This is a genomic window from Halomonas terrestris, from assembly GCF_049166755.1.
Classification (GTDB): Bacteria; Pseudomonadota; Gammaproteobacteria; order Pseudomonadales; family Halomonadaceae; genus Halomonas.
Genome location: NZ_JBMHFZ010000034.1, coordinates 1 through 26,144, shown reverse-complemented (window position 1 = coordinate 26,144; position 26,144 = coordinate 1). Strand labels below are relative to the sequence as shown.

23 protein-coding genes and 1 pseudogene are annotated in these 26,144 nt (G+C 62.9%); 6 read left to right on the top strand and 18 right to left on the bottom strand.

Annotation, left to right across the window (positions count from 1 at the left end; genetic code table 11):
• The 14 genes and pseudogenes from ACOMD9_RS20475 to ACOMD9_RS20410 form a co-directional block, all read right to left on the bottom strand.
• Positions 1-597 (bottom strand): annotated as a pseudogene (locus ACOMD9_RS20475) (helicase); the annotation flags it as partial.
• Positions 598-633: 36 nt separating this feature from the next.
• Positions 634-2,250, bottom strand: a complete 1,617-nt coding sequence (locus tag ACOMD9_RS20470) for a peptide chain release factor 3 (protein ID WP_421417849.1) — start codon at positions 2,248-2,250, stop codon at positions 634-636.
• 60 nt (positions 2,251-2,310) lie between these two features.
• Positions 2,311-2,622 (bottom strand): hypothetical protein, encoded by a 312-nt coding sequence (locus ACOMD9_RS20465; protein ID WP_183333633.1) that lies wholly within the window; start codon positions 2,620-2,622, stop codon positions 2,311-2,313.
• Between the two features lie 3 nt (positions 2,623-2,625).
• Positions 2,626-2,859: a hypothetical protein gene (locus ACOMD9_RS20460; RefSeq protein ID WP_183333635.1), complete on the bottom strand. Its 234-nt coding sequence runs from the start codon at positions 2,857-2,859 to the stop codon at positions 2,626-2,628.
• Positions 2,860-3,113: 254 nt separating this feature from the next.
• Positions 3,114-3,596, bottom strand: a complete 483-nt coding sequence (locus ACOMD9_RS20455; protein ID WP_421417848.1) for a hypothetical protein — start codon at positions 3,594-3,596, stop codon at positions 3,114-3,116.
• 6 nt (positions 3,597-3,602) lie between these two features.
• Positions 3,603-3,944, bottom strand: coding sequence for a TraR/DksA family transcriptional regulator (locus ACOMD9_RS20450; protein ID WP_089852306.1), 342 nt, complete (start codon positions 3,942-3,944; stop codon positions 3,603-3,605).
• Positions 3,945-4,068: 124 nt separating this feature from the next.
• Complete coding sequence (locus ACOMD9_RS20445; RefSeq protein WP_183333641.1) at positions 4,069-4,536, bottom strand: S-ribosylhomocysteine lyase; 468 nt, start codon at positions 4,534-4,536, stop codon at positions 4,069-4,071.
• 60 nt (positions 4,537-4,596) lie between these two features.
• A complete protein-coding gene (locus ACOMD9_RS20440) occupies positions 4,597-4,944 on the bottom strand; it encodes a putative quinol monooxygenase (protein WP_027960478.1) in 348 nt (115 codons plus the stop codon).
• Between the two features lie 24 nt (positions 4,945-4,968).
• Positions 4,969-6,189, bottom strand: coding sequence for a methionine adenosyltransferase (gene metK / locus ACOMD9_RS20435; protein WP_421417847.1), 1,221 nt, complete (start codon positions 6,187-6,189; stop codon positions 4,969-4,971).
• A gap of 34 nt (positions 6,190-6,223) precedes the next feature.
• Positions 6,224-7,381, bottom strand: coding sequence for a cyclopropane fatty acyl phospholipid synthase (gene cfa, locus ACOMD9_RS20430; protein WP_421417846.1), 1,158 nt, complete (start codon positions 7,379-7,381; stop codon positions 6,224-6,226).
• 197 nt (positions 7,382-7,578) lie between these two features.
• On the bottom strand, positions 7,579-8,433 hold the full coding sequence (locus ACOMD9_RS20425; RefSeq protein WP_421417845.1) for a universal stress protein: 855 nt from the start codon (positions 8,431-8,433) through the stop codon (positions 7,579-7,581).
• A gap of 85 nt (positions 8,434-8,518) precedes the next feature.
• Entirely contained in the window at positions 8,519-10,075 is a 1,557-nt protein-coding gene (gene nhaB / locus ACOMD9_RS20420) for a sodium/proton antiporter NhaB (protein ID WP_421417844.1), read from the bottom strand.
• A 151-nt stretch (positions 10,076-10,226) separates the two neighbouring features.
• Positions 10,227-11,717: a SulP family inorganic anion transporter gene (locus ACOMD9_RS20415; protein WP_421417843.1), complete on the bottom strand. Its 1,491-nt coding sequence runs from the start codon at positions 11,715-11,717 to the stop codon at positions 10,227-10,229.
• A gap of 548 nt (positions 11,718-12,265) precedes the next feature.
• On the bottom strand, positions 12,266-12,508 hold the full coding sequence (locus ACOMD9_RS20410) for a hypothetical protein (RefSeq protein ID WP_421417842.1): 243 nt from the start codon (positions 12,506-12,508) through the stop codon (positions 12,266-12,268).
• Between the two features lie 331 nt (positions 12,509-12,839).
• Here ACOMD9_RS20410 and ACOMD9_RS20405 point away from each other — a divergent pair, with 331 nt between their 5' ends.
• Genes ACOMD9_RS20405 through ACOMD9_RS20395 form a run of 3 tightly spaced genes read left to right on the top strand, consistent with a single transcriptional unit; the run spans position 12,840 to position 20,857 of the window.
• Entirely contained in the window at positions 12,840-16,127 is a 3,288-nt protein-coding gene (locus tag ACOMD9_RS20405; RefSeq protein WP_421417841.1) for a site-specific DNA-methyltransferase, read from the top strand.
• Between the two features lie 3 nt (positions 16,128-16,130).
• Positions 16,131-18,044 carry an ATP-binding protein gene (locus ACOMD9_RS20400; RefSeq protein ID WP_421417840.1) on the top strand — a complete coding sequence of 638 codons (1,914 nt, stop codon included), beginning with the start codon at positions 16,131-16,133 and terminating at the stop codon, positions 18,042-18,044.
• The gene (locus ACOMD9_RS20395) at positions 18,041-20,857 is read left to right on the top strand and encodes a BPTD_3080 family restriction endonuclease (protein WP_421417839.1); all 2,817 of its coding nucleotides are present in this window, start codon (positions 18,041-18,043) and stop codon (positions 20,855-20,857) included. The genes ACOMD9_RS20400 and ACOMD9_RS20395 overlap by 4 nt, the downstream gene beginning before the upstream one ends.
• A 149-nt stretch (positions 20,858-21,006) precedes the next feature.
• Here ACOMD9_RS20395 and ACOMD9_RS20390 read toward each other — a convergent pair whose 3' ends face one another.
• From ACOMD9_RS20390 to ACOMD9_RS20380, 3 genes are all read right to left on the bottom strand, one after another.
• The gene (locus tag ACOMD9_RS20390) at positions 21,007-22,272 is read right to left on the bottom strand and encodes a DUF4236 domain-containing protein (protein ID WP_421417838.1); all 1,266 of its coding nucleotides are present in this window, start codon (positions 22,270-22,272) and stop codon (positions 21,007-21,009) included.
• An 886-nt stretch (positions 22,273-23,158) separates the two neighbouring features.
• Positions 23,159-23,989 (bottom strand): sterol desaturase family protein, encoded by an 831-nt coding sequence (locus ACOMD9_RS20385; protein ID WP_421417837.1) that lies wholly within the window; start codon positions 23,987-23,989, stop codon positions 23,159-23,161.
• A gap of 9 nt (positions 23,990-23,998) precedes the next feature.
• On the bottom strand, positions 23,999-24,490 hold the full coding sequence (locus ACOMD9_RS20380) for a rhodanese-like domain-containing protein (RefSeq protein ID WP_421417836.1): 492 nt from the start codon (positions 24,488-24,490) through the stop codon (positions 23,999-24,001).
• Here ACOMD9_RS20380 and ACOMD9_RS20375 point away from each other — a divergent pair.
• The 3 genes from ACOMD9_RS20375 to ACOMD9_RS20365 are packed head-to-tail and all read left to right on the top strand — an operon-like array spanning position 24,479 to position 25,588.
• Positions 24,479-24,937, top strand: a complete 459-nt coding sequence (locus ACOMD9_RS20375; protein ID WP_421417835.1) for an MFS transporter — start codon at positions 24,479-24,481, stop codon at positions 24,935-24,937. The two genes, ACOMD9_RS20380 and ACOMD9_RS20375, sit on opposite strands and share 12 nt — an antisense overlap.
• 13 nt (positions 24,938-24,950) lie before the next feature.
• Positions 24,951-25,304 carry an aminotransferase class V-fold PLP-dependent enzyme gene (locus tag ACOMD9_RS20370; RefSeq protein ID WP_421417834.1) on the top strand — a complete coding sequence of 118 codons (354 nt, stop codon included), beginning with the start codon at positions 24,951-24,953 and terminating at the stop codon, positions 25,302-25,304.
• Positions 25,262-25,588 (top strand): aminotransferase class V-fold PLP-dependent enzyme, encoded by a 327-nt coding sequence (locus ACOMD9_RS20365; protein WP_421417833.1) that lies wholly within the window; start codon positions 25,262-25,264, stop codon positions 25,586-25,588. The genes ACOMD9_RS20370 and ACOMD9_RS20365 overlap by 43 nt, the downstream gene beginning before the upstream one ends.
• A gap of 51 nt (positions 25,589-25,639) precedes the next feature.
• Here ACOMD9_RS20365 and ACOMD9_RS20360 read toward each other — a convergent pair.
• A partial coding sequence (locus ACOMD9_RS20360) for a carboxymuconolactone decarboxylase family protein (protein WP_421417832.1) occupies positions 25,640-26,144 on the bottom strand: 505 nt, incomplete at its 5' end.

Here is a 26,144-nt window from a genome sequence, read left to right as displayed (position 1 = left end):
ATTCTTCATGCCCTCATCGGAGGCGCGGCTCAGCTCCTCCTGGAGCACCTCGTCGACCACGTGCACCGCGCTGTCGATCATCAGCTCGATCTCGCCGCCCTTGATGCGGAACTGCCGCTTCAGGGAGATCTCGCCGGCCACCGGCCCCTCGGGGCTCTCGTAAGTGGCGGGGCCGGTCTCGTAGTCGTAGAACAGAGAGGCGATGGGCGCCCGCCAGTCGTGGACGCGGCTTACCCCGGCGAGGTCGTCGTGGAAGTGGTGAATGCCGATGTAGACCGGCTCGGCCTTGCCGCCTCGGGCGAAATCGAAACGCCCGAAGTAGGGGGAATGCCGTAGCTTCTCGAGCTTGCGGCGCCGGGCCAGGGCGTTGTCGCCGGTCATCACCGCCTGCTCGATGGACTCGCGTGCCGAGATCTTCTCGATATGGTCCATCTCGTCGCGGCTCGTCCAGAGGTACTCTTTCTGCGCCTGGATATCCTCGGCATAGTCGGCAAGACGCCCCTCGAGCTCTGCCAGGTTGGCCTCGATGCGCTCCAGGGTGTGATCGAGCTGCCGCCGCTCGGCCGCTCGCTCGGGGGTATCGGCTTTCTGGTTCATCGTGGTCCATTCAGGTCGGTATTCGGGGTAAGGGGATCAGGTCGCACCCACCTCACGGGTGCTGTTGAAGTCGATCTCGGGCCACTTCTCGATGGTCAGATCGAGGACCGACCGGTTGGGGGCCATGAAGGCCAGCGCCCCGGCGGCATCCCTGGCCAGGCGGTTGGCATTGGCCTGGGTAAAGCGCTTCATCGCAGCGGCATCCTCGCTGCTTACCCACAGCGCCTTGTGCACCGGCACACTCTCGAAGGCAGCATCGACCCCGTATTCGGTCTGCAGCCGATGGGCAACGGTCTCGAACTGCAGTTGCCCCACGGCACCCAGGATCATTCCCGTCTTCTCCAGCGGCTCGAATACCTGGATGGTGCCCTCCTCACCCAACTCCAGCAGTGCCTTGTTGAGCTGCTTGGCCCGCAACGGGTCATTGAGCCGCGCCATGCGGAAGATTTCGGGTGAGAAATGGGGGATGCCCTCGAGTTCCAGCACCTCGCCCTCGGTGATCACGTCCCCGATACGCAGACGACCGTGGTTGGGAATGCCGATGATGTCGCCTGCAAAGGCGGAAGCGAGATGGGCCCGCTCCTGGGCCATGAAGGTGATGGCGTGATCGAGGCGGATCGTCTTGCCGCTCCGGACATGTCTGGCCTTGAGGCCCTGGCGGTACTCCCCGGAACAGATCCTCAGGAAGGCGATGCGATCCCGATGCTGGGGATTCATGTTGGCCTGGATCTTGAACACGATGCCGGTAAAGGCACCATCGTCGGGCCGTACCGTACGCTGACGGGCCTCGCGCTGGCGGGGCGGAGGCGCCCAGGACACCAGCGCCTGGAGGATGTCGCGCACCCCGAAGTTGTTGATCGCGGAACCGAAGAACACCGGCGAGAGGTCGCCGGCGAGGAAGGCGTCATGATCGAAGGATTCGGCCGCCTCGCGCACGATCTCCACTTCCTCCTTGAAGGTGGCGTGGGCGATCGGAAAGTGTTCCACGAGGTAGGGATGATCTTCTCCCTCCAGCACCTCGAGGTCGGTCTCGGGACGACTCTCCCCCGGGGTGAACTTGAGCATTCGCTCGCTATCCAGATCAAAGACACCAGCGAACTGCTTGCCCATGCCGATGGGCCAGGTGATCGGCGCGCAGGGCATGCCCAGGATCTCCTCGATCTCGTCGATCAGTTCCAGGGGGTCACGGACCTCGCGGTCCATCTTGTTGATGAAGGTAATCACCGGCGTCCGGCGTAGCCGGCAGACCTCCAGCAGCTTGATGGTCTGCGCCTCGACACCCTTGGCGGCATCGATGACCATCAGCGCCGCGTCCACCGCGGTGAGCACCCGGTAGGTGTCCTCTGAGAAGTCCTGGTGGCCGGGCGTGTCGAGCAGGTTGATCACGCAGCCGTCATGCTCGAACTGCATGACGGAGCTGGCCACCGAAATGCCACGCTGCTTCTCGACCTCCATCCAGTCCGAGGTCGCGAACTGCTGGCTCTTCTTGCCCTTGACGGTACCCGCCGAACGGATGGCACCGCCGTACATCAGCAGCTTTTCGGTCAGCGTCGTCTTGCCGGCATCCGGGTGCGAGATAATGGCGAAGGTACGTCGTCTCGCCACCTCCTGCGGGAGAGAGGCGGCAGTCTTGAGGGTTGCGCTTGATGACATGGTTGACCTGATGGGAACGCGAAGTGGGAGTCTCTGAACAACACGAGAAACGACGCGTTGCTAATCCCAGGCGGGCTCCCTGGCGATGGCCGACTCCTGCTCGGCGAGCACCGGGTCATGGTGGCGCCAGTACACCGAGCTGATGCCCGGCCCCGCCCCCATCAGCAGCACGGCATCGATGGGATTGAGCGCCTGGTCAGCCTCTAGCGCCACCCCTGACAGGGTGCGATGCCCGTATACGCGCTGCCCCATGAACAACAGGTCGTAGTCCACACAGTCACCCTGCGCGGGACGTTGCTGGTCGATGCTCAAGTAGCCCTGCTCCAGCAGCTGCTGGACGCGCGACGATGACAATTGATCAAGAGTGTTCATGGATCATGCCTCCTGGAAACGCCAGGCCCGAACGCCTCGTACCAGGGCCCGATTGGTTCGGCTCAGGAAACGTCCCCGCTCGAAGGAGGCCGACGTCACGCCGGCGTCGTGCATGTCCTGATAGACCACCAGCAGGCTCGTGCGCGAGTCGAGTGGCAGGTAGTGATGGACGCTGATCCAGCCATCCGCTGAGGAAAGCTCACCAACGTCGGGGAGAAAGGCACTTTGGCCGCTCATTGATTTTCCCTCTCTCGACCCGCGGCTCATGCAAACCGAGAGTCGGGCAAACGCTAGGGTCCGACATCACATGAGATGCCGACGAACAGGTTGCAAATAGAGGGAAACGCGCTAGGGCGGACCGGGGAAGGTGTCGGTGAGTAACTGTGTCAACGGATTGCTCCTCTTGCAGTTACCAGCGACCTCGGCAAAGGTATCTGGATGGTCAGGGAAATAGGCGTTCACGATAACAAACCCTTGAACGGCTGTTCAAGTCAGGGGGCACTGACGCCCTGTTCCTCGACGAGCCGATTGGCGTACAGCACAGCCTCCTGATGGCCGCTGGCAATCAGTTGGAGATGCTTCAGGTGATGGTGCTCCCCGATTTCCTTCAGGATCGTCAGGCAAAGCCTTGCCGCGAGGCCATCCTCGAGGGGAGACAGCCCCACCTCCTCCGGAAGCGGTAAGGCCAGGGATGCGACTTCGTGTATATCCGCAGCACGGAGGGCAAACCGGTAGCACTTGAGCAGTTCCCGCCATCCCTCCTCCGACACCCGGGAGGGAGGCATGAACTTGATCATCTTGGGAGTGGCCTCACCGGGCGACCATGCCATCCAGGCCTGACCCACCGCCGCCGTGCCAAGGTTGCGCCGCTGCGCCTCGGTGGCTGGCACCACCACGGCCTCCAGGGTCTCTTCATCAAGGCCCTCCCGAAGGATGACCTCTATCGTCACGTCATTTTGCGTCAGTTTCAGCATCTCTCCTCACTCGGCACAATCGATGCATTTCAGCACGGTGGGATCCCACTCCAGTCGCTTAACGGCGATCCATTCACCGCACTCGATACACTCCCCGAACGTTCCTCGATCCAGGCGAGCCAAGGCCGCGTCGATGCGACGGATCGCCAGCTGTCGACGATCCTCCTCGGCTTGGGCCATGGCCTGGCCCTGCAGGGCATCCATGCGCGACAGGCGGCCCACTGACTGCTGGTCCAGCATCACCGTGGCACGACTCTCCTTGCTCTCGAAGCTCTGGTCGATCAGCAGGGCCTTGGCGTCCGCCAGCTGACGGGTGATCCTCTCGATATCGAGTTCCGGATGATTCATCTCAATCCCCTCGTTCAGCGAGGCAAGGGGGCCGGCGGATTGGCCCTCTGCTGCGATCCACCGGCCGAAACAATCAACGTAGCCGCTTTGATCATGAATTTGTAGAGCGGGTGGAGAAGGTGAGTTACGCGAAGACCTGGTCCCACTCGTCCCGCTTGGCCAGGAAGCCGCGGGCGATAACCTGGGCGCCTTCCAAGCTGTGGCTCGCTGCCCAGCCGCATTGCATCTCGTTGCAGGCCGGGACCTCGGTGGCCTCGAGCACGTCCTTGAGCGTGCCTTCTAGCAGCGCGAGCACCCCCGCGTAGTCGTCGTGATTGATCATCGCGATGTAGAAGCCGGTCTGACAGCCCATGGGGCTGATGTCGACCACCTTGTTGGAGTGGTTGCGCGAGAGCTCGGCCATCAGGTGTTCCAGGGAATGCAGGGCGGGCATCTCCATGTGGTCCTGGTTGGGCTGGCAGATACGCATGTCGTACTTGTGGATGCGATCGCCGTTCTCGCCGGCCTTGATGTCGGCCAGGCGCACGTAGGGCGCCTTCACCTGGGTATGGTCCAGGTTGAAGCTCTCGACGTTCATCTTCTGCTCGGTCATGAGGATCTCCTGTGGTATGCAAGGGCACGGGCGGTCATGCCCGTGCCATTTATGTCGGATTCAGAGTTCCGGGGCGTCGTAGTCGTGGGGCTCGTCGGTGTAGACGCAGACATTGGCATGATCCACGTCGCCGTCATCAGCCTCGACCTGGCTGGCGAAGAACGCCTTGATCTCGCGACGGTTGCAGTGCGCCTCGAAGGCTTCTCGGCTGGCCCAGATCTCGTGGAAGACGATGGGGTAGCTGGCACCCTGGGCGTTGGGGTGATCGATATGCCGGGTCACCGTGTACTGGAGGCAGCCGTCCTCGCGGTGCGCATTGGGCTCGAGCGCCTGCAGGGCCTTGAACACGGCCTGTTCGCGGCCGGGCTTGGGCTTGAAGTTGGCGATGCAGTAGAGCTTCTGGGACATCTTGTTTCTCCGTGTCGTCGGGGGTCAGAGCCTGGCGGCGTCGCGCAGGCCAGCGGCCTTGTCGGTGGCCTCCCAGGGGAAGGCCGTGAAAGTCTCGGTGTGCGCCTGGCCCTGGGTGTCGGTCCAGGTGTAGCTCGTCTCGAAGGGCTCGCGACCGAAGTGGCCGTAGGCCGCGGTCAGCTGGTACATGGGGTGCAGCAGGTCGAGCATGCGGGTGATGGCGTTGGGCCGCAGGTCGAAGTGCTCGCGCACCAGCGCGATGATGCGCACGTCGTCCACCCGGCCGGTCCCGAAGGTGTTGACCGAGACCGAGGTGGGCTCGGCCACGCCGATGGCGTAGGAGACCTGGATCTCGCACTTGTCGGCGAGGCCGGCGGCGACCAGGTTCTTGGCCACGTAGCGGCCGGCATAGGCGGCGCTGCGGTCGACCTTGGAGGGGTCCTTGCCGGAGAAGGCGCCGCCGCCATGGCGGGCGGTGCCGCCGTAGGTGTCGACGATGATCTTGCGCCCGGTCAGGCCGCAGTCGCCCACCGGGCCGCCGATCACGAACTTGCCGGTGGGATTGATGTGGTACTTGGTGGTCGCGGTCAGCCACTCGGCGGGGATCACCTGCTCGATGATCTCGCGGCGCACCATCTTGCGCAGCTCCTCCTGGTCGATCTCCGGGTCGTGCTGGGTGGAGAGCACCACGGCATCCACGGCGCAGGGCTTGCCCGCCGCGTCGTAGCGGAAGGTCAGCTGGCTCTTGGCGTCCGGGCGCAGCCAGGGCAGCAGGCCGTGCTTGCGCAGCTCGGCCTGGCGCTCCACCAGCCGGTGCGCGTAGTGGATCGGCGCCGGCATGTAGGAGTCGGTCTCGTTGGTGGCGTAGCCGAACATCAGGCCCTGGTCGCCGGCACCCTGATCCTCGGGGGTGTTGCGGTCGACCCCCTGGGCGATGTCCACGCTCTGCTTGCCGATCAGGTTGAGCACGCCACAGGTCTCGCCGTCGAAGCCCACGTCCGAGGAGGTGTAGCCGATGCCGGTGATCACCTCGCGCACCAGCGCCTCGAGGTCGACCCAGGCCGAGGTGGTGATCTCGCCGGCAACGATGGCCACGCCGGTTTTGACCAGGGTCTCGCAGGCCACCCGGGCGTTCTTGTCGCGGGCGATGATGGCGTCGAGCACCGCATCGGAGATCTGGTCGGCGATCTTGTCCGGATGCCCTTCGGACACGGACTCGGAGGTAAAGAGGGAGTAGTCGCTCATCGGGAATTCCAGGTGAGTGAGTGGTAACGCACTATCAGCTGACGCGGCGATAGCCGCCAAGCTTGCCCTTTTTGCTAAGCACGAACTGCCAGAGCTGGATATCGCGGGCGCGGAAGGCACCGGCACAGCTCAGCAGGTAGTAGCGCCACATGCGGTAGAAGCGCTCACCGTAGGTGTCGGCGAACTGGGGCCAGGCGGCCTCGAAATTCTCGTGCCAAGCCATCAGTGTCCTGTCGTAGTCCGCGCCGAAGTTGTGCAGGTCCTCGACCACGAACAATTCTTCGGCAGCATCAGTGACATGCCCCAGGGCCGGCAGCTCGCCATTGGGGAAGATGTACTTGTCGAGCCAGGGGTCCGGCGAGGTATCGCGCACGTTCTTGCCGATGGTGTGCAGCAGGAAGAGGCCATCGTCCTTGAGGCAACGATTCGCAACGTCCATGTAGGTGCGATAGTTCTTGCGACCGACGTGCTCGAACATGCCAATGCTGACGATGCGGTCGAACTGCTCGGTCTCGTCGCGGTAGTCCTTGAGACGGAACTCCACCGGCAAGCCCTGCTGCATCAGGCTTTTACCGAAGTCGGCCTGTTCGCGAGAGATGGTAAGGCCCACGCACTCCACGCCGTAGTGCTCGGCAGCATAAGCCATGAAGCTGCCCCAGCCGCAGCCGATGTCGAGCACGCGCATGCCAGGCTCGAGCTCTAACTTGCGGCAGATCAGGTCGAGCTTGGCCTCCTGGGCCTGATCCAGGGTCTCCGCCGTCTTCCAGTAGCCGCAGGTGTAGGTCATGCGCGGATCGAGCATGGCGGCGTAGAAGTCGTTGCCGAGGTCATAATGGGCTTCGCCGACCTCGAAGGCGCGGCTGGCGGTCTGCAGGTTGATCAGGCGGGTGCGCAGATGATGAAAGACCAGCTTGCGCGGGTTGATCTGTTCGGGGAGGTGGGCGCGCAGCAGACGGAAGAAGAACTCGTCCAGGTGCTCGGCGTCCCAGTCACCGTTCATGTAGCTCTCGCCCAGGCCCAGGTTGCCACGGGCCAATGCCTCGTCGATGACGCCGTGGGCGTTGAACTTGATATCCCAGGGGCGGTCGCCGTTGATGCGGATATCTGCTTTCTCCAGCAGCTCAGCGACGAAGCGCTGCGAGGAAGAGGTTTCATCGAAAAAAGCCGAATGAGCAAAGGTCTTGCTGTTCAAGGGTCGCTTCCTTGTTCTGCCCTCTCGCCAGGAGAGGTTATGTCATCAGGGGTCCTCGGTGTGAGTGGGGCATAACGGAAGCGCGAATCAGGGCGGAAGGATCGTCAATTTTTCGGGTCCTATACAGGGCACTGGCGTGCCTGGAAAGAAAAAAACCGGCACACACCAAAAGGAGCGGTGGGCCGGTTTCGGGAACTTCAACGCAGCAGCAGCACCGGTATGTGTGACTTGCGCAGCATCTCGCTGGTGGTACTGCCTACCAGCAGGTGGCGGATATGTGAGTGTCCGTAGGCGCCCATTACCAGCAAGTCGATGCCGTGCTCCTCCTGGTAGGCGTGGAGCGTCGCCTCCACTTCGCCGGCGCGGATCGCACCCTCGGCCTCATGGCCCTCATCACGCAGGGCCTTGAGCGCCCACTCAAGCTGGGAGCGGTTGTCGCCGGTTTCGGCACCGACGATCACGACATGTACCGGAATACCCTCGAAGAGCGGGCTCTTGGCCAGCATCTCCACCCCCTTACGGGTGGTCTTGCTGCCATCGAAGGCCAGCATCACCTTCTCGGGCCGCTTGTAGGTGGCCGGTACCATCAGGATCGGCCGGTGCAGGGTGCGCACCACCCGCTCCAGGTTGGAGCCCAGGTGGCCACTGTCCTGGTGGGCCGTCTCGCCGCGCTTGCCCACCACCAGCAGGCGGATCTCGTCGGCCAGCTCCTCCAGGGTTTCCACCAGGGTGCCGTTGCGCTGGCGGCCGGAAGGATCTCTCACGCCATCCTCGACGGCCCGCTCGATAGACGCCTTAATCATTAGCCGGCCCTGTTCCTGGGCCACCTTGGCGCGCTGCTCGTCGAGTTGGGCGAGCTCCTTGAGCAGTCGCTCACGACCACCGGCCAGCAAGTTGCCGGAAAGGTTTCGCTCCTCCGGCGGCAGATGGTTGTCGTTCACGTGCAAGAAGGTCAGCGGGGCACCCAGTGCCAGGCTCGCCCAGGCGGCGTAGTCGCAGACCCCTTCGGAAAACTGTGAGCCGTCGATGGCGGCCATTACCTGTTCTGTCATTCTATACGTATCCTTTTGATTAGCTTTTGGATTCTCGCCCCTTCCCGCTTGCCGACAGAAGCGCGGAGCCTCGAGTTCATTGGTCTCAACTTACCAAGTGGGTCACTCCCAAATACCCGACCACGGTCATCACCACCGCATAGGGGAAAGCCATGATCACCATCCTGCCGTAGGAGAGCCGCAGCAGCGGCGCGATAGCCGAAGTGAGCAGAAACAGGAAAGCGGCCTGTCCGTTGGGGGTGGCCACGCTGGGCAGGTTGGTGCCGGCATTGACGGCTATGGCCAGCAAGCGGAACTGTTCGGCGCCCAGGTCGCCGCGAAGGAAGGCCGCCTTGAGCTCGCTGATATAGACGGTGGCCACGAAGACATTATCGGAGATCGCCGAGAGCAGGCCGTTGGCGAAGAACAAGAGCCCCGCCTGCCCTTCTGCCGGTTGGGCCAACACCATCTCGATAAAGGGTTGGAAGAGGTGCTGGCTATGGATCACCGAGACCACGGTGAAGAACACCACCAGCAGGGCGGTGAAGGGCAGCGCCTCCTGGAAGGCCTTACCAATCTGATGCTCGTCGCTGACGCCGTTGAAGCTGGTCAGCAACACGATCACCGCCAGGCCGATCAGCCCCACCTCGGCCAGATGCAGGGCCAGGGCCACCACCAGGAAGACGGCCACCAGGGCCTGGGCGATCAGTTGGGCACGTTCCCGATTGGTGCGCTTGCTGGCCTTGTAGTGGTCATAGTCCTTGAGGATCTTGCGAATGGTCTTGGGCATGGCGGCGCCGTAGCCGAACCACTGCAGTTTCTCCAGGGCCAGGCAGGTGAGCAGCCCCGCCACCAGCACCGGCAGGCTCACCGGCAGCATATTGAGGTAGAAGTCGGCGAAGCCCCACTCCATCTCCTTGGCGATCAGCAGGTTCTGGGGCTCGCCCACCATGGTGGCCACGCCGCCCAGGGCGGTGCCCACGGCGCCGTGCATCAGCAGCGAGCGCAGGAAGGCGCGGAAGTCGTCCAGTTCGGTGCGCAGCTCGGCGCGCACCGGAGCATCGTCGTTGTGGTCGTGGTTATGGTCGTAGCTCTTGCCGGAGGCCACCTTGTGATAGACGGAGTAGAAGCCCACGGCGATGGCGATGATCACCGCGGTCACCGTCAGGGCATCCAGGAAGGCGCTGAGAAACGCCGCCATCACCGAGAAGAGCAGCGACAGCAGGTACTTGGAGCGCACATGGATCAGCAGCTTGGTGAAAGTGAAGAGCAGCAGGTTCTTCATGAAATAAATCCCCGCCACCATGAACATAAGCAGCAGGATCACCGCCAGGTTGTGCTCCACCTCGCCGAGCACCGACTCCGGAGAGGTCAATCCGAGGGCAACGGCCTGCAGGGCCAGCAGGCCCCCGGGCAACAGCGGGTAGCACTTCAGGGCCATGGCCAAGGTAAAGATAAACTGGCCCAGCAGCAGCCAGCCCAACAAGGTCCCGGACTGCCCCCCCAAGGTCCAGTGGCAGAGGGCATTGAAGACGAGAAAGGCAAGAATGGTGATCTTGTACCAGATCGGCGAGTTGCCCAGGAAGTTGCGAAAGGCGCCCCCCAGCAACAATCGGGGGGAGGAAGGGCGTGGCGTGGCGAGGGTCGCTTGGTCGTGGGGCATGGTGATCAACATTGGCGTTGGAGGTGGGGATGGATCGGACCCGTCCAGCATCGCGCCGGGGAAGCCGGACAGGGGGAAGATCTCCTGTATGACGGGTCATCGGACGGTTCCGTCCCGGCGAGTCCACCGGGACGGAACAACCGTCGATGCGTCAGTGGCCGCCCATCAGCTTCTCGACGGCTTCGGGGTCATCATGCACCGCATAGCGGTCGACGATGGTGGCGCTTGCCTCGTTGAGGCCGATCATCTCCACCTCGGTGCCCTCGCGCCGGAACTTGATCACCACCCGGTCCAGGGTCTGGACGGCGGTGATGTCCCAGAAGTGGGCGCGCGACAGGTCGATGGTGACCTTCTCCACCGTCTCCTTGAAGTCGAAGGCCTCGCCGAAGCGCTCGGAGGAGGCGAAGAACACCTGGCCCACCACCCGGTAGATGCGCCGGCTGCCCTCGTCGGCCTCCTCGCTGCCGATGTAGAGGATGTTGCCCACCTTGTTGGCGAAGAACATGGCCGCGAGCAGCACGCCGACGAAGACGCCGATAGCCAGGTTGTGAGTGCCCACGGTCACCACCACGGTGGCAACCATGACGAAGTTGGTGCTCATGGGGTGCTTCTTGAGATCCTTGATGGAGCTCCAGCTGAAGGTGCCGATAGAGACCATGATCATCACCGCCACCAGCGCGGCCATGGGAATCTGGGAGACCCAGTCGGCCAGGAACACCACCATCAGCAGCAGTACCACGCCGGCGATAAGAGAGGACATGCGACGGCGACCGCCGGACTTGATGTTGATCACCGACTGGCCAATCATCGCGCAGCCCGCCATGCCGCCGATCAGGCCGGCGCCGATGTTGGCGATGCCCTGCCCCTTGCACTCCCGGTTCTTGTTGCTCCGGGTGTCGGTCAGGTCGTCGATGATGGTGGCGGTCATCATCGACTCCAGCAGGCCCACCACGGTCAGCATCAGGGAGGTGGGGAAGATGATCATCAGCGTCTCGAGGTTGAGGGGCACCTCGGGCCACAGGAAGACCGGCAGGCTGTCGGGCAGCTCGCCCATGTCGCCGACGCTGCGGATCTCCATGCCGGTCAGCAGATAGACGGCGGTCAGCACCACGATGCACACCAGCGGCGAGGGGATAGACTTGCCGATCACCGGCACCAGGGGGAAGCCGTAGATGATCGCCAGACCGGCCAGCGTCATGGCGTAGACGTGCCAGGTCACCCCGGTCAGTTCCGGCAGCTGGGCCATGAAGATCAGGATCGCCAGGGCGTTGACGAAGCCGGTAACCACCGAGCGCGAGACGAAGCGCATCAGCTCGGCGAGCTTCAGGTACCCCGCGATGATCTGCAGAACCCCGGTAAGAAGGGTCGCGGCCAGCAGGTACTCCAGGCCATGCTCCTTGACCAAGAGAACCATCAGCAGCGCCATGGCGCCGGTGGCACCGGAGATCATCCCGGAGCGACCGCCGGTGAAGGCGATGATCACGCAGATCGCAAAGGAGGCGTAGAGGCCCACCTTGGGGTCGACCCCGGCGATGATGGAGAAGGCGATGGCCTCGGGGATCAGCGCCAGGGCCACGACGATGCCCGCCAGGGTGTCGCCCTTGAGGTTGGAGAACCAACTCAGTTTCATTTTTTCGTACATGCTGCGGTCCAGTCAGGGGATGAATCAGTTCAGCCTCGTGACACGATAGCGATGACGCACACAGCCACCCGACACCCAGATAGGTGCAGAGCAAAGCAATGAAATGTGGGAGTCACGCACGTATCGGGTCAGAGATAACGCCTTTGACGTAGCGTGAGGATAGGGCGTGTCGCCTCGTTGACGGCGGGCGAGCCCAGAAGGGGGGGAGCGCTAGGGCGGAGTCATCAGCCCTGAGAAAGAGGTTGTCATGGGGTGCTTTAGCCTTCTATCGCGATGATCGACATCGTTCATAGCACCAGAGCTTGCCCGGTGAAATTGCATGTCATCCCGTGGAAAGCTAAGCACTCTACCAAAATTCATGCTGCATTGCACACTTGAGGGCGGTGTGCGCAAGATAGGATCTCTCTCAGCCTGGCCAGACTTCAGGCTCCGATACGGGTGAGCGGTGTCGGCGTCCCCAAGCTTCAAGCGAGGGCATAGCAGGGTCCTGAGGGCGCCGACGGAGTTCTTGATCACCTGCTCATTGAGAGCATGAAGCGACAGGCCACTTATGTGCGCTCGTCCTCCCCCGCCAGCTCTGCGCTCACGCTGCGAAACTGCTCCAGGGCGGCCTCCAGGTTCTCGACGATCTCGGTGGCCAGCACGTCCGGCTCTGGCAGGCTGTCGATGTCTTCCAGGCTGTCGTCCTTGAGCCAGAAGATATCCAGGTTGAGCTTGTCACGCTGGATCAGCTCGTCGTAGCTGAATCGACGGAAGCGCTCGGTCTCCTGGAGTTCGTGGTAGCAGTGCACGAAGTCATCGAGGTCAGCGTGAGTCAGCCGCTTGGTCTTCAGGGTCTGAACCGTACCGGGATTCCCGGAGGCTCCAAACCTTGAGAGGATGGAGCCATGAACACTTCCAAGCGATATGCACCTGAGGTCCGTCAGCGGGCCGTCCGCATGGTCTTCGACCACGAGGCCGATTATCCCTCCCAATAGGCGGCTATCGGCGCCATTGCCCCACCCTGCCTCGATAACCGTCCTTGACCTCGCGCCTTGCGGCCACCCTGCCGATTCACCATGATGGCCTGTATCATCAGCAGGCTAAGCGCATTCATCGCCGCCAGAACGACAGGGACGCCCCATGAGCCAGACCGACGCCCAGCTACGTGAGCTGATCCTCACCCTCGTGCCCGATGACGGCAACACCATCGGCAATGCCAGGCTGCTCAAGCAGCTCAGCGAAGAGGCAGGCGAGGTCGACAAGCTCGACTACGAGCAGGTGCGCGACGGCTTGATCGAGGAAGGCGTGCTGGGCAAGGGGCGCGGCCGGGGTGGTTCGGTCTACCTCACCGATCCCCCCATCCTGAGAGAAGACCCGGCTTCAGTCGACATGACCCCGGATCTCACCCTACAGATGCAGGAGGTCCCTGCCGAGCAGCCCCTGAGTGAGCAGCAGGCCAAACCGAGGCGGGCCACCAGGCCGCGACAGAAGAAGCCTGACCAGGCCGAGGTGCTCTCCTACCGCTTTGAAGAGAAGCGCAAGAACAACCCCCATGTGGGCATGGTGGATACCGCCAGCGACGGGGTTGAGGAGACCACCACCTGGGCCTACGACCCCCACCTCGATCCCGAGCTGCAGTTCGATGCATCCGCCAACCGTGCTCAGGTCGAGGCGTTGATCGACGATGCCCTGGCCTCCGGTGACCAGGAGCAGATGAAGGCAGCGCTCGAGGAGCTCAAGCGCCGGCAGTCCCCCTACCTGCAGTGGACCGGCAAGGCCGAGCGCACCAGCTTCGAGGTGGATACCGTCTCCCTGCACGTTCATGAGCGTATCGACCCCGCCACCATCCTCGGTGAGGTGCAGAAGCGCATGAAGGCGGGCAAGAAGGGCGGCAGCGCCTTCCAGCCCGACATGTTCCATGCGCCCTTCGAGAACCTGCCGCTGCGCGAGGCCATCGACTTCTACAAGCACGAGCGCGACTGGGCCAACCGCCTGATCGCCGGCGACTCCTTGCTGGTGATGAACTCCATGCTGCAGAAGGAGGGCATGGCCGGGCAGGTGCAGATGATCTATATCGACCCGCCCTATGGCATCAAGTACGGCTCCAACTTCCAGCCGTTCACGAACAAGCGGGATGTGAAGGATCGCAAGGACGAGGACCTGACCCAGGAACCGGAGATGATCAAGGCCTTCCGGGACACCTGGGAGCTGGGCATCCACTCCTACCTCACCTATCTGCGCGACCGGCTGCTGCTGGCGAGGGAGTTGTTGAGTGATAGCGGGTCGGTCTTTGTGCAAATTTCGGATGAGAATGTGCATCGTGTCCGTGACCTACTCGATGATGTTTTTGGTTCGGAAAACTTTATTCAGCAGATTGCCTTCACTACGACTACAAGTGAAAAAACCAATAGGGTGGCTGGAATATGTGATTACTTGATATGGTATGGAAAGAATGAGGCTGCAATAAAATTCAACCCTCTGTTTACAAGAAAGCAGCTAGGGGGTGACGGCGGCTCAAAATATCGCTCTTTTGAACTTGATAATGGAAAGCCAGCTAGAGCTTCAGACCTAACAGATGAGCAAAGAGAGTTAGCCAAGGCGTTTCGGCTAGATACTATTACCTCTCAGCGCCCTGGCGGTCGCTATAAAGTCACTCTTGGTGGGATTTCATATACACCTGAACCCGGTTACTTCAAGCCTAGCGAGAAGGGTTTTAAGCGCCTGATATTGGCGGGAAGGGTGAGACCAGAGGGACGGCGTCCAGCATACGTGAGATATTTTGACGACTTTTCACATTATCGAATAACTAATATATGGAATGACCTTTCTGGCATTCAAAGCCGTAGCGATTCAAAAGTTTATGCCGTTCAAACCCCGACAACACCTATTGAACGTTGCCTTCTGATGACCACCGATCCTGGCGATCTGGTGCTGGACCCCACCTGCGGCTCCGGCACCACCGCCTATGTCGCCGAGAAGTGGGGCCGTCGCTGGGTCACCTGCGATACCTCTCGGGTGGCCGTCACCCTGGCAAAGCAGCGGCTGATGACCGCCAGCTACGACTACTACGAGCTGAAGTACCCCCAGGAGGGGCTGGGCGGCGGCTTTATCTACAAGACGGTGCCGCACATCACCCTGAAGTCGATCGCCAACAACCCGGAGATCGATGAAATCTACGAGAAGAAGCATCCTGCCATTCAGCACTGCCTGGAGCGGCTAAACGTGGCCTTGCAGAAGGATCCCCCTTCCCGTTCCTTCGCTGTGACAGAAGGCGCTCGCAAGGGGCAGCAAATCGACTTCGTCAAGGATGCCGGCAAGACCCAGACACTGCCTTCGGGGGAAGAAGTGCCGGTCAATGCCCTGCTGGAGTGGGAGGTGCCTTTCGATTATCCCGAGCACTGGAACCAGGAGGCGCTGGACGCTCTGGCCGGGTTCCACTCCTGCCGTCAGGCCATGCAGCAACACATGGATCAAAGCATCGCCAACCATGCCGGGCAGGAGGTGCTCTACGACCAGCCAGAGGTGAGCCGCGACAAGCTGCGTATCACCGGCCCCTTTACCGTCGAGGCCGTACCCTTCGCCACCGTGCTGGGTCTGGACGAGGCCGAGCAGCCCAAGGAGGCCGACGTTGCCGTGGCCCGCTCCGGGGCGACCTCTCGCCATGCCCAATGGCGCGAAGAGCTGCTCAAGGCCGGTATCCGCGGCAAGGGAGGGCAGCACCTCAAGCTGATGGACCTCGAGACCCTGCCCGGGGCCAAGTACCTGCATGCCGTGGGTACGGTGGCGGAGACCGGTGAGCGTGTCGCCGTCAGCTTCGGCCCCGAGTACGCCGCCCTGGAACAGCGCCAGGTGGAGATCGCCAAGAACGAGGCCGGCGACCTCTTCCCGCTGCCCAAGCTGCTGGTGTTCTGCGCCTTTACCTTCGACCCCGAGGCCGCCAAGGATATCGACAGTATCAAGGGCATCCAGGCCCTCAAGGTGCAGATGAACACCGACCTGCTCACCGAGGACCTCAAGAAGAACGCCCGCAGCAACGAGTCCTTCTGGCTGATGGGCCAGCCGGATGTCGAGGTGCACGAGCTGAAGGACGGCAAGCTGCAGGTCGAGGTGCACGGCTTCGACTACTTCGACACCAAAAGTGGTGAGCTCAAGTCTGGCGGCAAGCGTGACATCGCCGTGTGGGAGCTGGATACCGACTACGACGACCGCTCCCTCTACCCGCGCCAAGTGTTCTTCCCCATGGCCGGCAAGAAGGATGGCTGGTACAAGCTCAAGAAGGATATCCGCGCCGAGCTCAACGAGGAGCTGCTGGGCCAGTACCACGGCACCAAATCGCTCCCCTTCGAGCCCGGCGACAACCGCTGCATCGCGGTGAAGATCGTCGATAACCGCGGCATCGAATCGCTGAAAGTCGTTCGGCTGGACTGACCCATGACACAGCACACCAGCCTCTTCGAGGTGCTGGCTCGCCATGAGGGGGTCGATACCGAGTACAAGGCGGCCCGGGGCGGGCTGCCCAAGAGCCTGTGGGAGACCTACAGCGCCTTCGCCAACACCGCGGGTGGCACGCTCTACCTCGGGGTAAAGGAGGGCAATGAGGGGCCATCCACAGCCGGTCTCTCTGAGGCGGATGTGGATAAGCTGCGCGGCGCGTTCTGGGTCACGCTCAACAACCCGCAGAAAGTCAGCGCCAATATTCTCCAGGAGCACCACGTCAGCGTCGAGACCTACCAGGGCGATGCCATCCTGGTGATCGAGGTGCCCCGCGCCACTCGCAGCGAGCGGCCGGTCTATATCGGCGTCGACCCCTTCAAGGGCACCTACCGCCGCAACCACGAGGGCGACTTCCGCTGCAACGAGGCCGAGGTACAGCGCATGTTCGCCGACCGCCTCGAACAGCAGCCGGCCGACAGCCGTATCCTCGAGCACTTCGATTTCGATGACATCGACCCTGCCTCGCTCCAGCAGTACCGCAACCGGGTGGCCTCACGGGTGCCCGATCACCCCTGGCTGACCGAGAACGACCTCGGCCTGCTGACCAAGCTGGGTGGGTGGCGCAAGGATCGCCGCAGCGGGGAGGAGGGGCTGACCCTGGCCGGGCTGCTGATGTTCGGCAAGACCGAAGCCATCCAGGACCCCGCCGCCTTGCCAGGCTTTCAGGTCGACTACCGCGAGCGCCTGGCCGAGGACGACGAGACCCGCTGGAGCGACCGCATCCACATCGATGGCACCTGGGTCGCCAACCTCTTCCAGTTCTACCAGCGTGTCGCCCAGAAGCTCGGCTATGACCCGGCCCTCAAGGTGCCCTTCCAGCCCGACCGTCGCGGCCAAAGCGATGCCCACGAGGCGCTGAAGGAGGCCCTGGTCAACGCGCTGATCCATGCCGACCACTCCGGCCAAGGGGGGATCATCGGCGAGCGCTTCAAGGACCGCTTCGAATTCTCCAACCCCGGCACCCTGCTGCTCTCCCAGGAGCAGTTGATGACGGGGGGCGTCAGCGAGTGTCGCAACAAGTCGCTGCAGTTGATGTTCCAGCTGCTCGGCGTGGGCGACAAGGCAGGCTCCGGCCTCGACAAGATACGGCGCAGCTGGCACGCCCACCTGTGGCAGCCGCCCAGCCTGAAGGAAACCCTGCGGCCCGATCGCGTGATCCTTACCTTGCCGCTGATCAGCGTGATGCCCGAGGATGTGATGGCACGCCTGCAGCAGCGCTTCGGCCAGGCCTTCCAGGAGCTCTCCCCCGACGAGGCGCAAACGTTGGTCATTGCCGCCCTGGAGCAGCAGGTCACCAACCGTCGCCTGCAGGAGATGCTGACCCTGCACCGGGTCGATATCACCCAGATGCTCAGCGGCCTGGTGGAGAAGGGCATGCTGGTGCCCCATGGGCGCAGCCGGGGGGCCTACTACACCCTGCCGGCGTCGCTCGCCGCCCCTACCGACCTCAAGGTGGAGAGCAGCTCCCCACACGCCGACACTATGTTCCCTCATAGTAAGCCGAGCTCCCCCCACAAGGGCACTACCTTCCCGCATAGTGAAGGGAGCTCCCTCCACAGCGATGCCGATGAGCACGCCCCGGCGTGGGAAGCACTGCAGCGCATCGCAGCCCCGGTCGCTGCCGCCAAGCGCACTCAGCCCGAGGCGATGCAGACGACGCTGCTCAAGCTCTGCCGCGGCCGCTATCTCACCCTGCGTCAGCTGTCCGAGCTGCTCCAGCGTTCGCCCAAGAACATCGGTGAGCGGCATGTGGCCCCGCTGGTGAAGGCAGGCAAGCTCGAGCTGCGCTACCCCAATGTCCCGAACCACCGGCAGCAGGGCTATCGCACGGTAGAAGGAGTTACCGAATGACAACCCGATCACTGATCATCAACTCGCCCTACGATGCCCCCTCGGCCTACTGGGAGCGCGACGGCAAGCAGATGACCCTCCAGCAGGGGCGTCGCCCGGCGGCCTACGAGATCTTCGACACCCGCAACAACACCCAGCGCACCGAGCCTCTGGAGCAGGTCAACCGTATCCGCCAGCGCGTCGATGAGTGGCGGGCAGATGGCTACCCAGGCATCACCAGCGTTACCCGCCAACTTCTCTATCATTGGATAGAGCGCGGTGACTGGGACCCCGATGCCTGTCGCTGGGAGGGTGGCCCTCGCCAGTACCCGTTCTACTTCTGCCAGCTCGAGGCCATCGAGTCCCTGATCTGGTGGCTGGAAGCGCAGGAACCCTACCGCCAGGGCATCTTCCTCAGCGGGGATGGCGGCCCCTGGGAGCGCATCTGCAACAAGATGGCCACCGGCTCCGGCAAGACCTCGGTGATGTCGCTGATCATCACCTGGCAGACCCTCAACGCCATCCACTACCCCAAGGACCGCCGCTTCTCCAAGGCGGTGCTGATCATCACCCCGGGCCTCACGGTGAAGAGCCGCCTTCAGGTTTTGAAGCCAGGCCACCCCCAGAACGTCTATGACGAGTTCAACCTCTGCCCCAACGAAGCCATGCGGCAGCAGCTCAACCGGGTCGAGCTCGTCATCGAGAACTGGCATACCCTGATGCCGCTGAAGGAGCAGGCCCGCTCCGTGGTCAAGAAGGGCAAGGAGAGCGACGAGGCCTTCACCCGTCGCGTGCTGGGGTCGCTAGCCAACGAGCGCGACCTCATCGTGATCAACGACGAGGCTCACCACGCCTATCGCCAGCAGGCCGAATCCAAGGTCAGCAAGAAGCAGGCCGAGGAGCTGGGCATCGATCTCGAGGAGGCCACCCGCTGGATCGAGGGGCTGGATCGTATCCACAAGACCCGTCGTATACGGCGCTGCTTCGACCTCTCCGCCACGCCCTTCGCCCCCACCGGCAAGAGCAACACTGAGTCCGGCCTGTTCGAGTGGATCGTCTCCGACTTCGGCCTCAACGACGCCATCGAGGCCGGGCTGGTGAAGACCCCGCGGGTGGTGGTGCGCGATGATGCCCTGGCCAACGCCAAGACCTACGCCAGCAAGCTCTATCACCTTTACCGCGAGGACGAGGTGAAGGAGGACCTCAACCGTCGGGCTGAACCCACTGCACCCTTGCCCGACCTGGTGCAGAAGGCCTACGCCCTGCTGGCCTACGACTGGAAAGAAACCCGGAACCAGTGGGAAGCGGCCGGCCACAGCATTCCCCCGGTGATGCTCACCGTCTGCAACCGCACCGAGACTGCGGCGCGTATCGAGCACTTCTTCAACGGCGGCGACTGCCTGATCCAGGACACCCAGGCCCCCGATACCACCCTGCGGGTCGATTCCAAGGTGCTCGAGAAGGCCGAGCAGGGTGAAAACATCACCAAGGACAAGCAGTACGCCGCCAGGCTGGAGGCCCTCATCAAGGCCGCCCAGCTCCCTGCCGACAAGGAGGCCGACCTGCTGGGCATGAAGCAGGAGGAGCAGCTGCGCGCCCTGGTCGATACCGTCGGCAAGCGCAGCCAGCCGGGTCAGTCTCTTCAGAACGTCATCTCGGTGGCCATGCTCTCCGAGGGCTGGGACGCCGCCAACGTCACCCACATCATGGGGCTGCGTGCCTTCACCAGTCAGCTGCTGTGCGAGCAGGTGATCGGGCGCGGCCTGCGTCGCGTCTCCCATGACATGGACGCCGACCGCAAGTTTCTCCCCGAGTACGTCAACGTCTTCGGGGTGCCGCTCTCCATCTTCCAGGACGCCAGCGAAGGCGGCGAGGCACCCCCACCACCGAAGCCCAGCGTGCGCATCGAGGTGGAGCCAGGCCGCAACCACCTGGAAATCCGCTGGCCCAACGTCGATCGCATCGACAACGTGCTCAAGCCGGAGTTGGTGATCGACTGGCAGAGCGTGCCTACGCTGACCCTCGACCCGGCCCAGACCCCGCTCAACGCGGATATCGCCCCCTCCCTGACCGGTTCCCCCAACCTGGCCATGGTCACCGAGATCGACCTCGAGCGAGCGGTGGAGGAATTCCGGCTGCAGAATCTGATCTTCCGTGCGGCCCGCAAGCTCTACCTTCAGAACCAGGTCGCATTCGGGGGCGACAAGCAATATCTTGCCGTGCAGCTGATCCGGCTGGTCGAGCAGTTTCTCTTCAGCGACAAGCTGGATATCCCCAGTCTCTGGCATCAGAACCCGGTGCGCCGCCGTCTGCTATTCGCCCTGAACATGGACACCGTGGTGGGCCATGTGAATCGCCACGTCACCGAACAGAACGTGGAGCGTCAGGAGCTGATCTTCGATGAGCACCAGCCTATCGGCGCCACCGCCTACATGCGGCCCTGGCTCACTACCAAGCCATGTGCCCCGACGGAGCGCTCGCAGATCAGCCACGTGGTCTACGACAGCACCTGGGAGAAGATGGTCGCCGACGTCTGCGAAGACCACCCCAGCATTGCCGCCTGGGCCAAGAATGACCACCTCGACTTCAAGGTGCGCTACCTCTGGCGGGGCTCATCGCGCAACTTCGTGCCCGACTACCTGATCCGACTCGCCAACGGCAAGACGCTCGTGCTCGAGGTGAAGGGCCAGGACAGTCAGCAGAACGCCGAGAAGCGCACCGCCATGGAAACCTGGGTGAAGGCCGTCAACGAGCAGGGCGGCTTCGGGCAGTGGGTCTTCGACACCGTGTTCGAACCAGCGCAGACGCGGGACGTCATCGAAGGGCATCTATGATGAGGAGCCGTACGGCTGGCCTAAACCAGCATGAACGGCTCGATATCGCGGAAGATGCCGGTCTTGGTCATGTCGCGATGCAGGGTGAAGGCCTCCATGGCCGCGACCGGGTCGACCTGATCCAGATTGTCGAAGTGGATCTTTCCCCACTACGCGCGGGTGGTCTTCACGCTGAACAGATACCGATCGCGCTCACCGCCGGTGGCAGGATCGGTGACCTGGCGATAGCCGGATACCCTGGCCTCCTGCACGGTGGGTAGGCGCGCGAACACCGCGCCCAGCACGCGGATGGCAATGCCATGTACATGATCCCGGTAGAGCTTGCGTTGCCGGGTGTCACTGAGCTTACGCGGGGTTAGCTTCACCTGCTTGGCCGGCATGGCCCAGTAGCGGTCCGGCATTTCATCTTCGCCTGGGAGTTCGATATCCACGGCAATGGTGCTGACGTCGCTGCCGAGGTCAAAGTCGATGGCGGTTTCACGGGGCCAGTCGATCTCTTCCAGACGCTCCCGCAGGGTCTGCTCCATGGCGTCCGGGTCATGCCAGACATCCTCGCTCTCGCGTTGCTGGCGAGCAAACTCCGCCGCATCATGCTCGGCCTTGCACCACTCCCAGTCTCGGTAAGCTTCCTCGAACGCCGCCTGGCGGCGACGGTTCTCCTCCGCTATACGCCGCTTTGCTGGCGGCCATAAAGAGTGCCACCAGGCTGGCTGCTGTTGTTGCGGCGGCGACGGCGGAGCGTCGGTGAACGCCTGGGTGGCGTAGCCGTTCTTGCCCGGGAGGGGTGTTTCCTCTTGCAACTGGCCAAGCCGGTCCAGGTCCGCGTTGAGGCGTTCGCAATGTTGCTCTAGCTGCTCGCGAAGCGACTCCCTGGCGTGCCGCCGCAGCACGCGGGTCTCGTCGTCGCCCATGGGGGTGCCATCACCGTGGAAGTAGTGGATGCCGCCCTCTGCATCGATGTCGAGCCGCACCGGGAGTGATTCCCCCTGCGACAGCCGCGCATCCAGGGCAGCCGTGGGGCTGGAGCGCTCGGTGCCACCGCTGGATCCGGACGTACGCCGGTTTCGGGTATTGAGCTTCTGCCGATAGGCCAGGCCGGTGCCGGGGATACCGGCATGACCATGCGCGCCGCTCGGCCCGACGCTGAGGCTGGCTCCCCGCGGGCCCACGGAGAGACCGAGGCCGCGCTTGCTCAGGTTCAGCCGGATGCCCGGCGCGAGAGCGATACGGCGCTGGAAACGAAAGCCCACGGCGACCTCCTTGTCGGTAGATGAAGACAGTCTCTCATTCTGCACCGTCAGGCGAGCCTTGCTGAAGAGAGCGCAGGAAAAGAGCTGCTGCAGAAACGTGTTTTCCCTTCTGCACGGCAGCCGCGGGATCAAGTCGGCAGCTACCGGGTCGAGCCGTGATGACACGCTGGCAGCGACCCTTTGCACTTTCCCTTTGGGGTTCACAAAATAGCGACCTTTCAGGGCAAGCCCCTTCCCCTTGAGCTCCCTTCCCTTCTCGCCTTTGGCCTTTCAGGCTTTGCCCTCGGCCCCTTTGTGGGCTCCGTCCCAGTGGAGGCTCACCATGCGACCGGCTATGCTTAAATGCTGATGTACCAAGGGAGGAATGCCCATGGCGCTGAAATCACTTCTGACTCGAGCTACCAGCGCTGGCCGCAAGGCAGCTCGTAAGGCTCTAGAAGTTGGGCAGCAGGCCGGCTGGTCCGATGGCTGGCATACCCAGGCGAGTACGACAGAATCGCTGCGCATGCTGCGCGACTCCGCCGCCGGAGTGGCCAAGTCTACCGCCCAAACGGCTACCACTCAGAATGGGTGGCGGCGCATCGCTCGGGGAGCTGGCAAGGTGGCCGGGGGAGCGGCCGTGTTGGCTGGGGTTGTAGCTCAGGGGATGCTGCAGAGCAGGTCGGCGGGCGAAGGCCATGAAGATGTGCCAGACCACCTCCGTTACGGCCCCAGCTCTAGCGATCCCGGTGGGTCGCCGCACTCTTCCGACCTGGAGCACTAAAAGGCAAAAGTCGGGTATCCGGAATTAAGTGGTTGATGGCCCTTTCTGATCCACCAAAACCTTAATTCTCCCAGAAGGTTGATAGATCGACGCCGTAGTTCTTCTCGGGCTCGGGGAGACCCATGCTGTAGGTCATGGTGGCCTTGCCCAGGAAGGGGGATTCCTTGGCCTGTGGCGCCTTCTTCTTGTGGGGTATCCGGATTAATTGCTGTATACGGTGTTTTACTAACACATGCATACGCTTCGTTCTCTCCATATTTTTTGGTTGGCAGGAGCGACGGAGCTGCCTCAAGGCTGCTGTCGGTTCACGTCCTGAGGAGGGTTCACGAAGGGCTGAAGCAACATCCGATCTAGCCGCAGGTCATGCGCTTCTCTGAAGTCCTCTATGCCGATCGTCATGCCGAGGTGTCCGGCGGACGGCTGATCTCGGTAAGTGCCGAACAGTCGATCCCACCAAGGCAGGTTGAAGCCGAAGTTGCTGTCGGTTTCCTGGCGGATGATGGAGTGGTGGACACGATGCATGTCGGGTGTTACCACGATAAGGCGCAGCCAGCGGTCGATCCTGGCGGGCAGGCGGACATTGCCATGGTTAAACATCGAGGTGGCATTGAGCAGGACCTCGAAGAGCAGTACCCCCACTGCCGGTGCCCCAAGCAGGGTCACCACGGCGAGCTTGATACCCATAGAGAGCAGGATCTCAAGGGGGTGGAAGCGCAGGCCGGTGGTCACGTCGAACTCCAGGTCCGCGTGATGCATGCGATGCAGGCGCCATAGCCAGGGAACGGCATGGAACAGCCGGTGCTGGAAGTAGATGGCCAGGTCCAGCGCGACGACTGACGCCACTATCGCCAACCATCCCGGTACTGACACCAGGTTGAAGAGGCCCCAGCCCTGTTCAGAGGCAACCAGGGCAGCGCCGACGGCGGCAAGGGGAAACACCAGGCGAACCGCCAGTGTGTCCAATATCACGATCAGGAGGTTGCCTGGCCAGCGCCTGGCGCGACCGATCCGTTGGGGGCGCCGGTTGGCGACGATTTCCCACACGGCCATCACCAGCAGGACGATAATGAAAACGGTGCCCCGAACCACCGGCTCATGGGTCAATAGCAGGTCACTCATGGCATGACCTCAGGTCACGGGAAGCCCCGCCGCCTTCCATTCCGGATAGCCTTCCTCGAAGCGTCTGACGCGATAGCCGAGCTGGCGCAGCCGCTGTACGGCCTCGTGGGACAGTGCGCAATAGGGGCCACGGCAATAGGCCACGATCTCCTTGTCGTGAGGCAGCTTGCCCAGCATCTCCTCCAACTGTGCCAGGGGGATATTGATCGCCTCGGGCAGGTGGCCGGCCTTGTACTCCTCCTCAGGGCGCACATCCAGCAGTGCCACCTCGCCGCTGGCAAGCCCTGCCAGTAGCTCGTCCCGGCTTACCGCCTCCAAAACGCCATCGGCGTCATCCTCCGCAAACAGTCGACTGACCAGACGCTCCATCTCGGCCAGGTTGGTCTCGGCCACCTGCCTAAGCAGGCCCAACAGGTTGATGATCTGCTCATCGGTCAGGCGCTGGCGATGCGCGCCCGTGGCTTCGAGATGGGCCAGGTCGCCTTCATCATGCAGTGGCACGTGCTGGGCATGTTCGCGCCGTCATTCGTGACCGGCAGCCTGATCGTCCGCTTCGGGGTGCCGCGTATCCTACTGATCGGCACGCTGCTGCTCACCGGTACGGTGCTGGTCGCCAACCTGGGCACCAGCCTGGCGCACTTCTGGGCAGCCCTGGTGCTGCTGGGCGTGGGCTGGAACTTCCTGTTCGTGGGTGGCAGCGCCCTGCTCTCCACGGTCCACTCCGAAGCCGAGCGCGGCAAGGTGCAGGGCGTCAATGATCTGATCATCTTCACGCTGGTGGCCATCGGCTCGTTGATGGCCGGGCAGCTACTGCACCACCTGGGGTGGGAAGCCCTCAACCTCGCCATGCTGCCGCTGATCCTGCTGGTGGCCCTGGCCACCCTCTGGTTCGTCTTGAAAACCAAATCACAGCTGGCCAGCCCAGTCTCCGGTCCACCTGAGCCATAAGGAGCCTTCCGCCATGCCCGCCTCTATCTATCTGGATCACAACGCCACCACCCCGGTGGCGACCGAGGTGGTCGAGGCAATGGCCACTGCGTTGCGCAACAGCTTCGGTAACCCCTCGTCTAGCTACTCGTTAGGGAGGGAAGCAGCGGAGCAGATCGCCACAGCACGAGACGCCGTTGCCTCCCTCATCGGCGCGCCGGCAGAGCGCCTGGTGTTCACCGGCTGTGCCACCGAAGCCAACAACCTGGCCCTGTTGGGCGTGGCCAGAGCCTGCCCCCTGGCAAACGCCATCTGGTCATCAGCGCCATCGAACATCCCGCCGTCATGGCCCCGGCTCGCTACCTGGAAGCCCAGGGGTGGCGGCTGACCATCGTGCCTGTCGATGAAACGGGACAGGTCTCTGCGGAGTCCGTGATCGACGCCGTGAGTCCGGATACGGCCCTGGTCTCGATCATGTTGGCCAACAACGAGGTCGGCACCCTTCAGCCTGTCGCCGACATCGCCAGGCATCTCGCCAACCGTGAAGTCCTACTGCATACCGATGCCGCCCAGGCAGTAGGCAAGGTCGCCATCGATGTCGAGGCATGGGTCACCTATGCTGCTGTGGCATTGATAAAATTAGCAGATTCGACTTTTCAGACTAAAAACTAGTGCATAAAAAAGGCGCCGTTATCTCCGGCGCCGATGCGAGGGGAAATACGCTCAGCCCTTCCAGGCATGGCCGGCGAAGGCCTCGTCGAGTTCCGGGTGGTTGACGTGGTTGGAGTAGTTGGAGAGCGTCTTGACCGCCAGGGCCAACACGATCTGCAGCACCTGCTGCTCCTCGAAGCCGGCATCCAGGAACGCCTTGACGTCCGCCTCGCCGGGCATGCCCCGGGTCTCGAACATCACCTTGGTGAACTCGGCCAGCGCCGCCAGCCGCTCGTCCGGAATCGGCTGGCCGTTGCGGATCGCTTCAAGCACGTCGGCAGGGACCTGGGACATCTTGTCGGCCAGCATGCTGTGGGCGGACATGCAGTAGCCGCAGCCGTTGAGGCGGCTGATGGTCAGGAAGACCACCTCCTGCTCGGGCGGCGCGAAGCCTGAATCATTGCGGAACAGCTCATAGCCGTGCAGGTAGGTGCTCAGCACGCCCGGTGCCTTGGCCATGCCCTCATACATGTTGGGCACGAAGCCCAGCTTGGCGTTGGCCTGCTCGAGCAGCGGC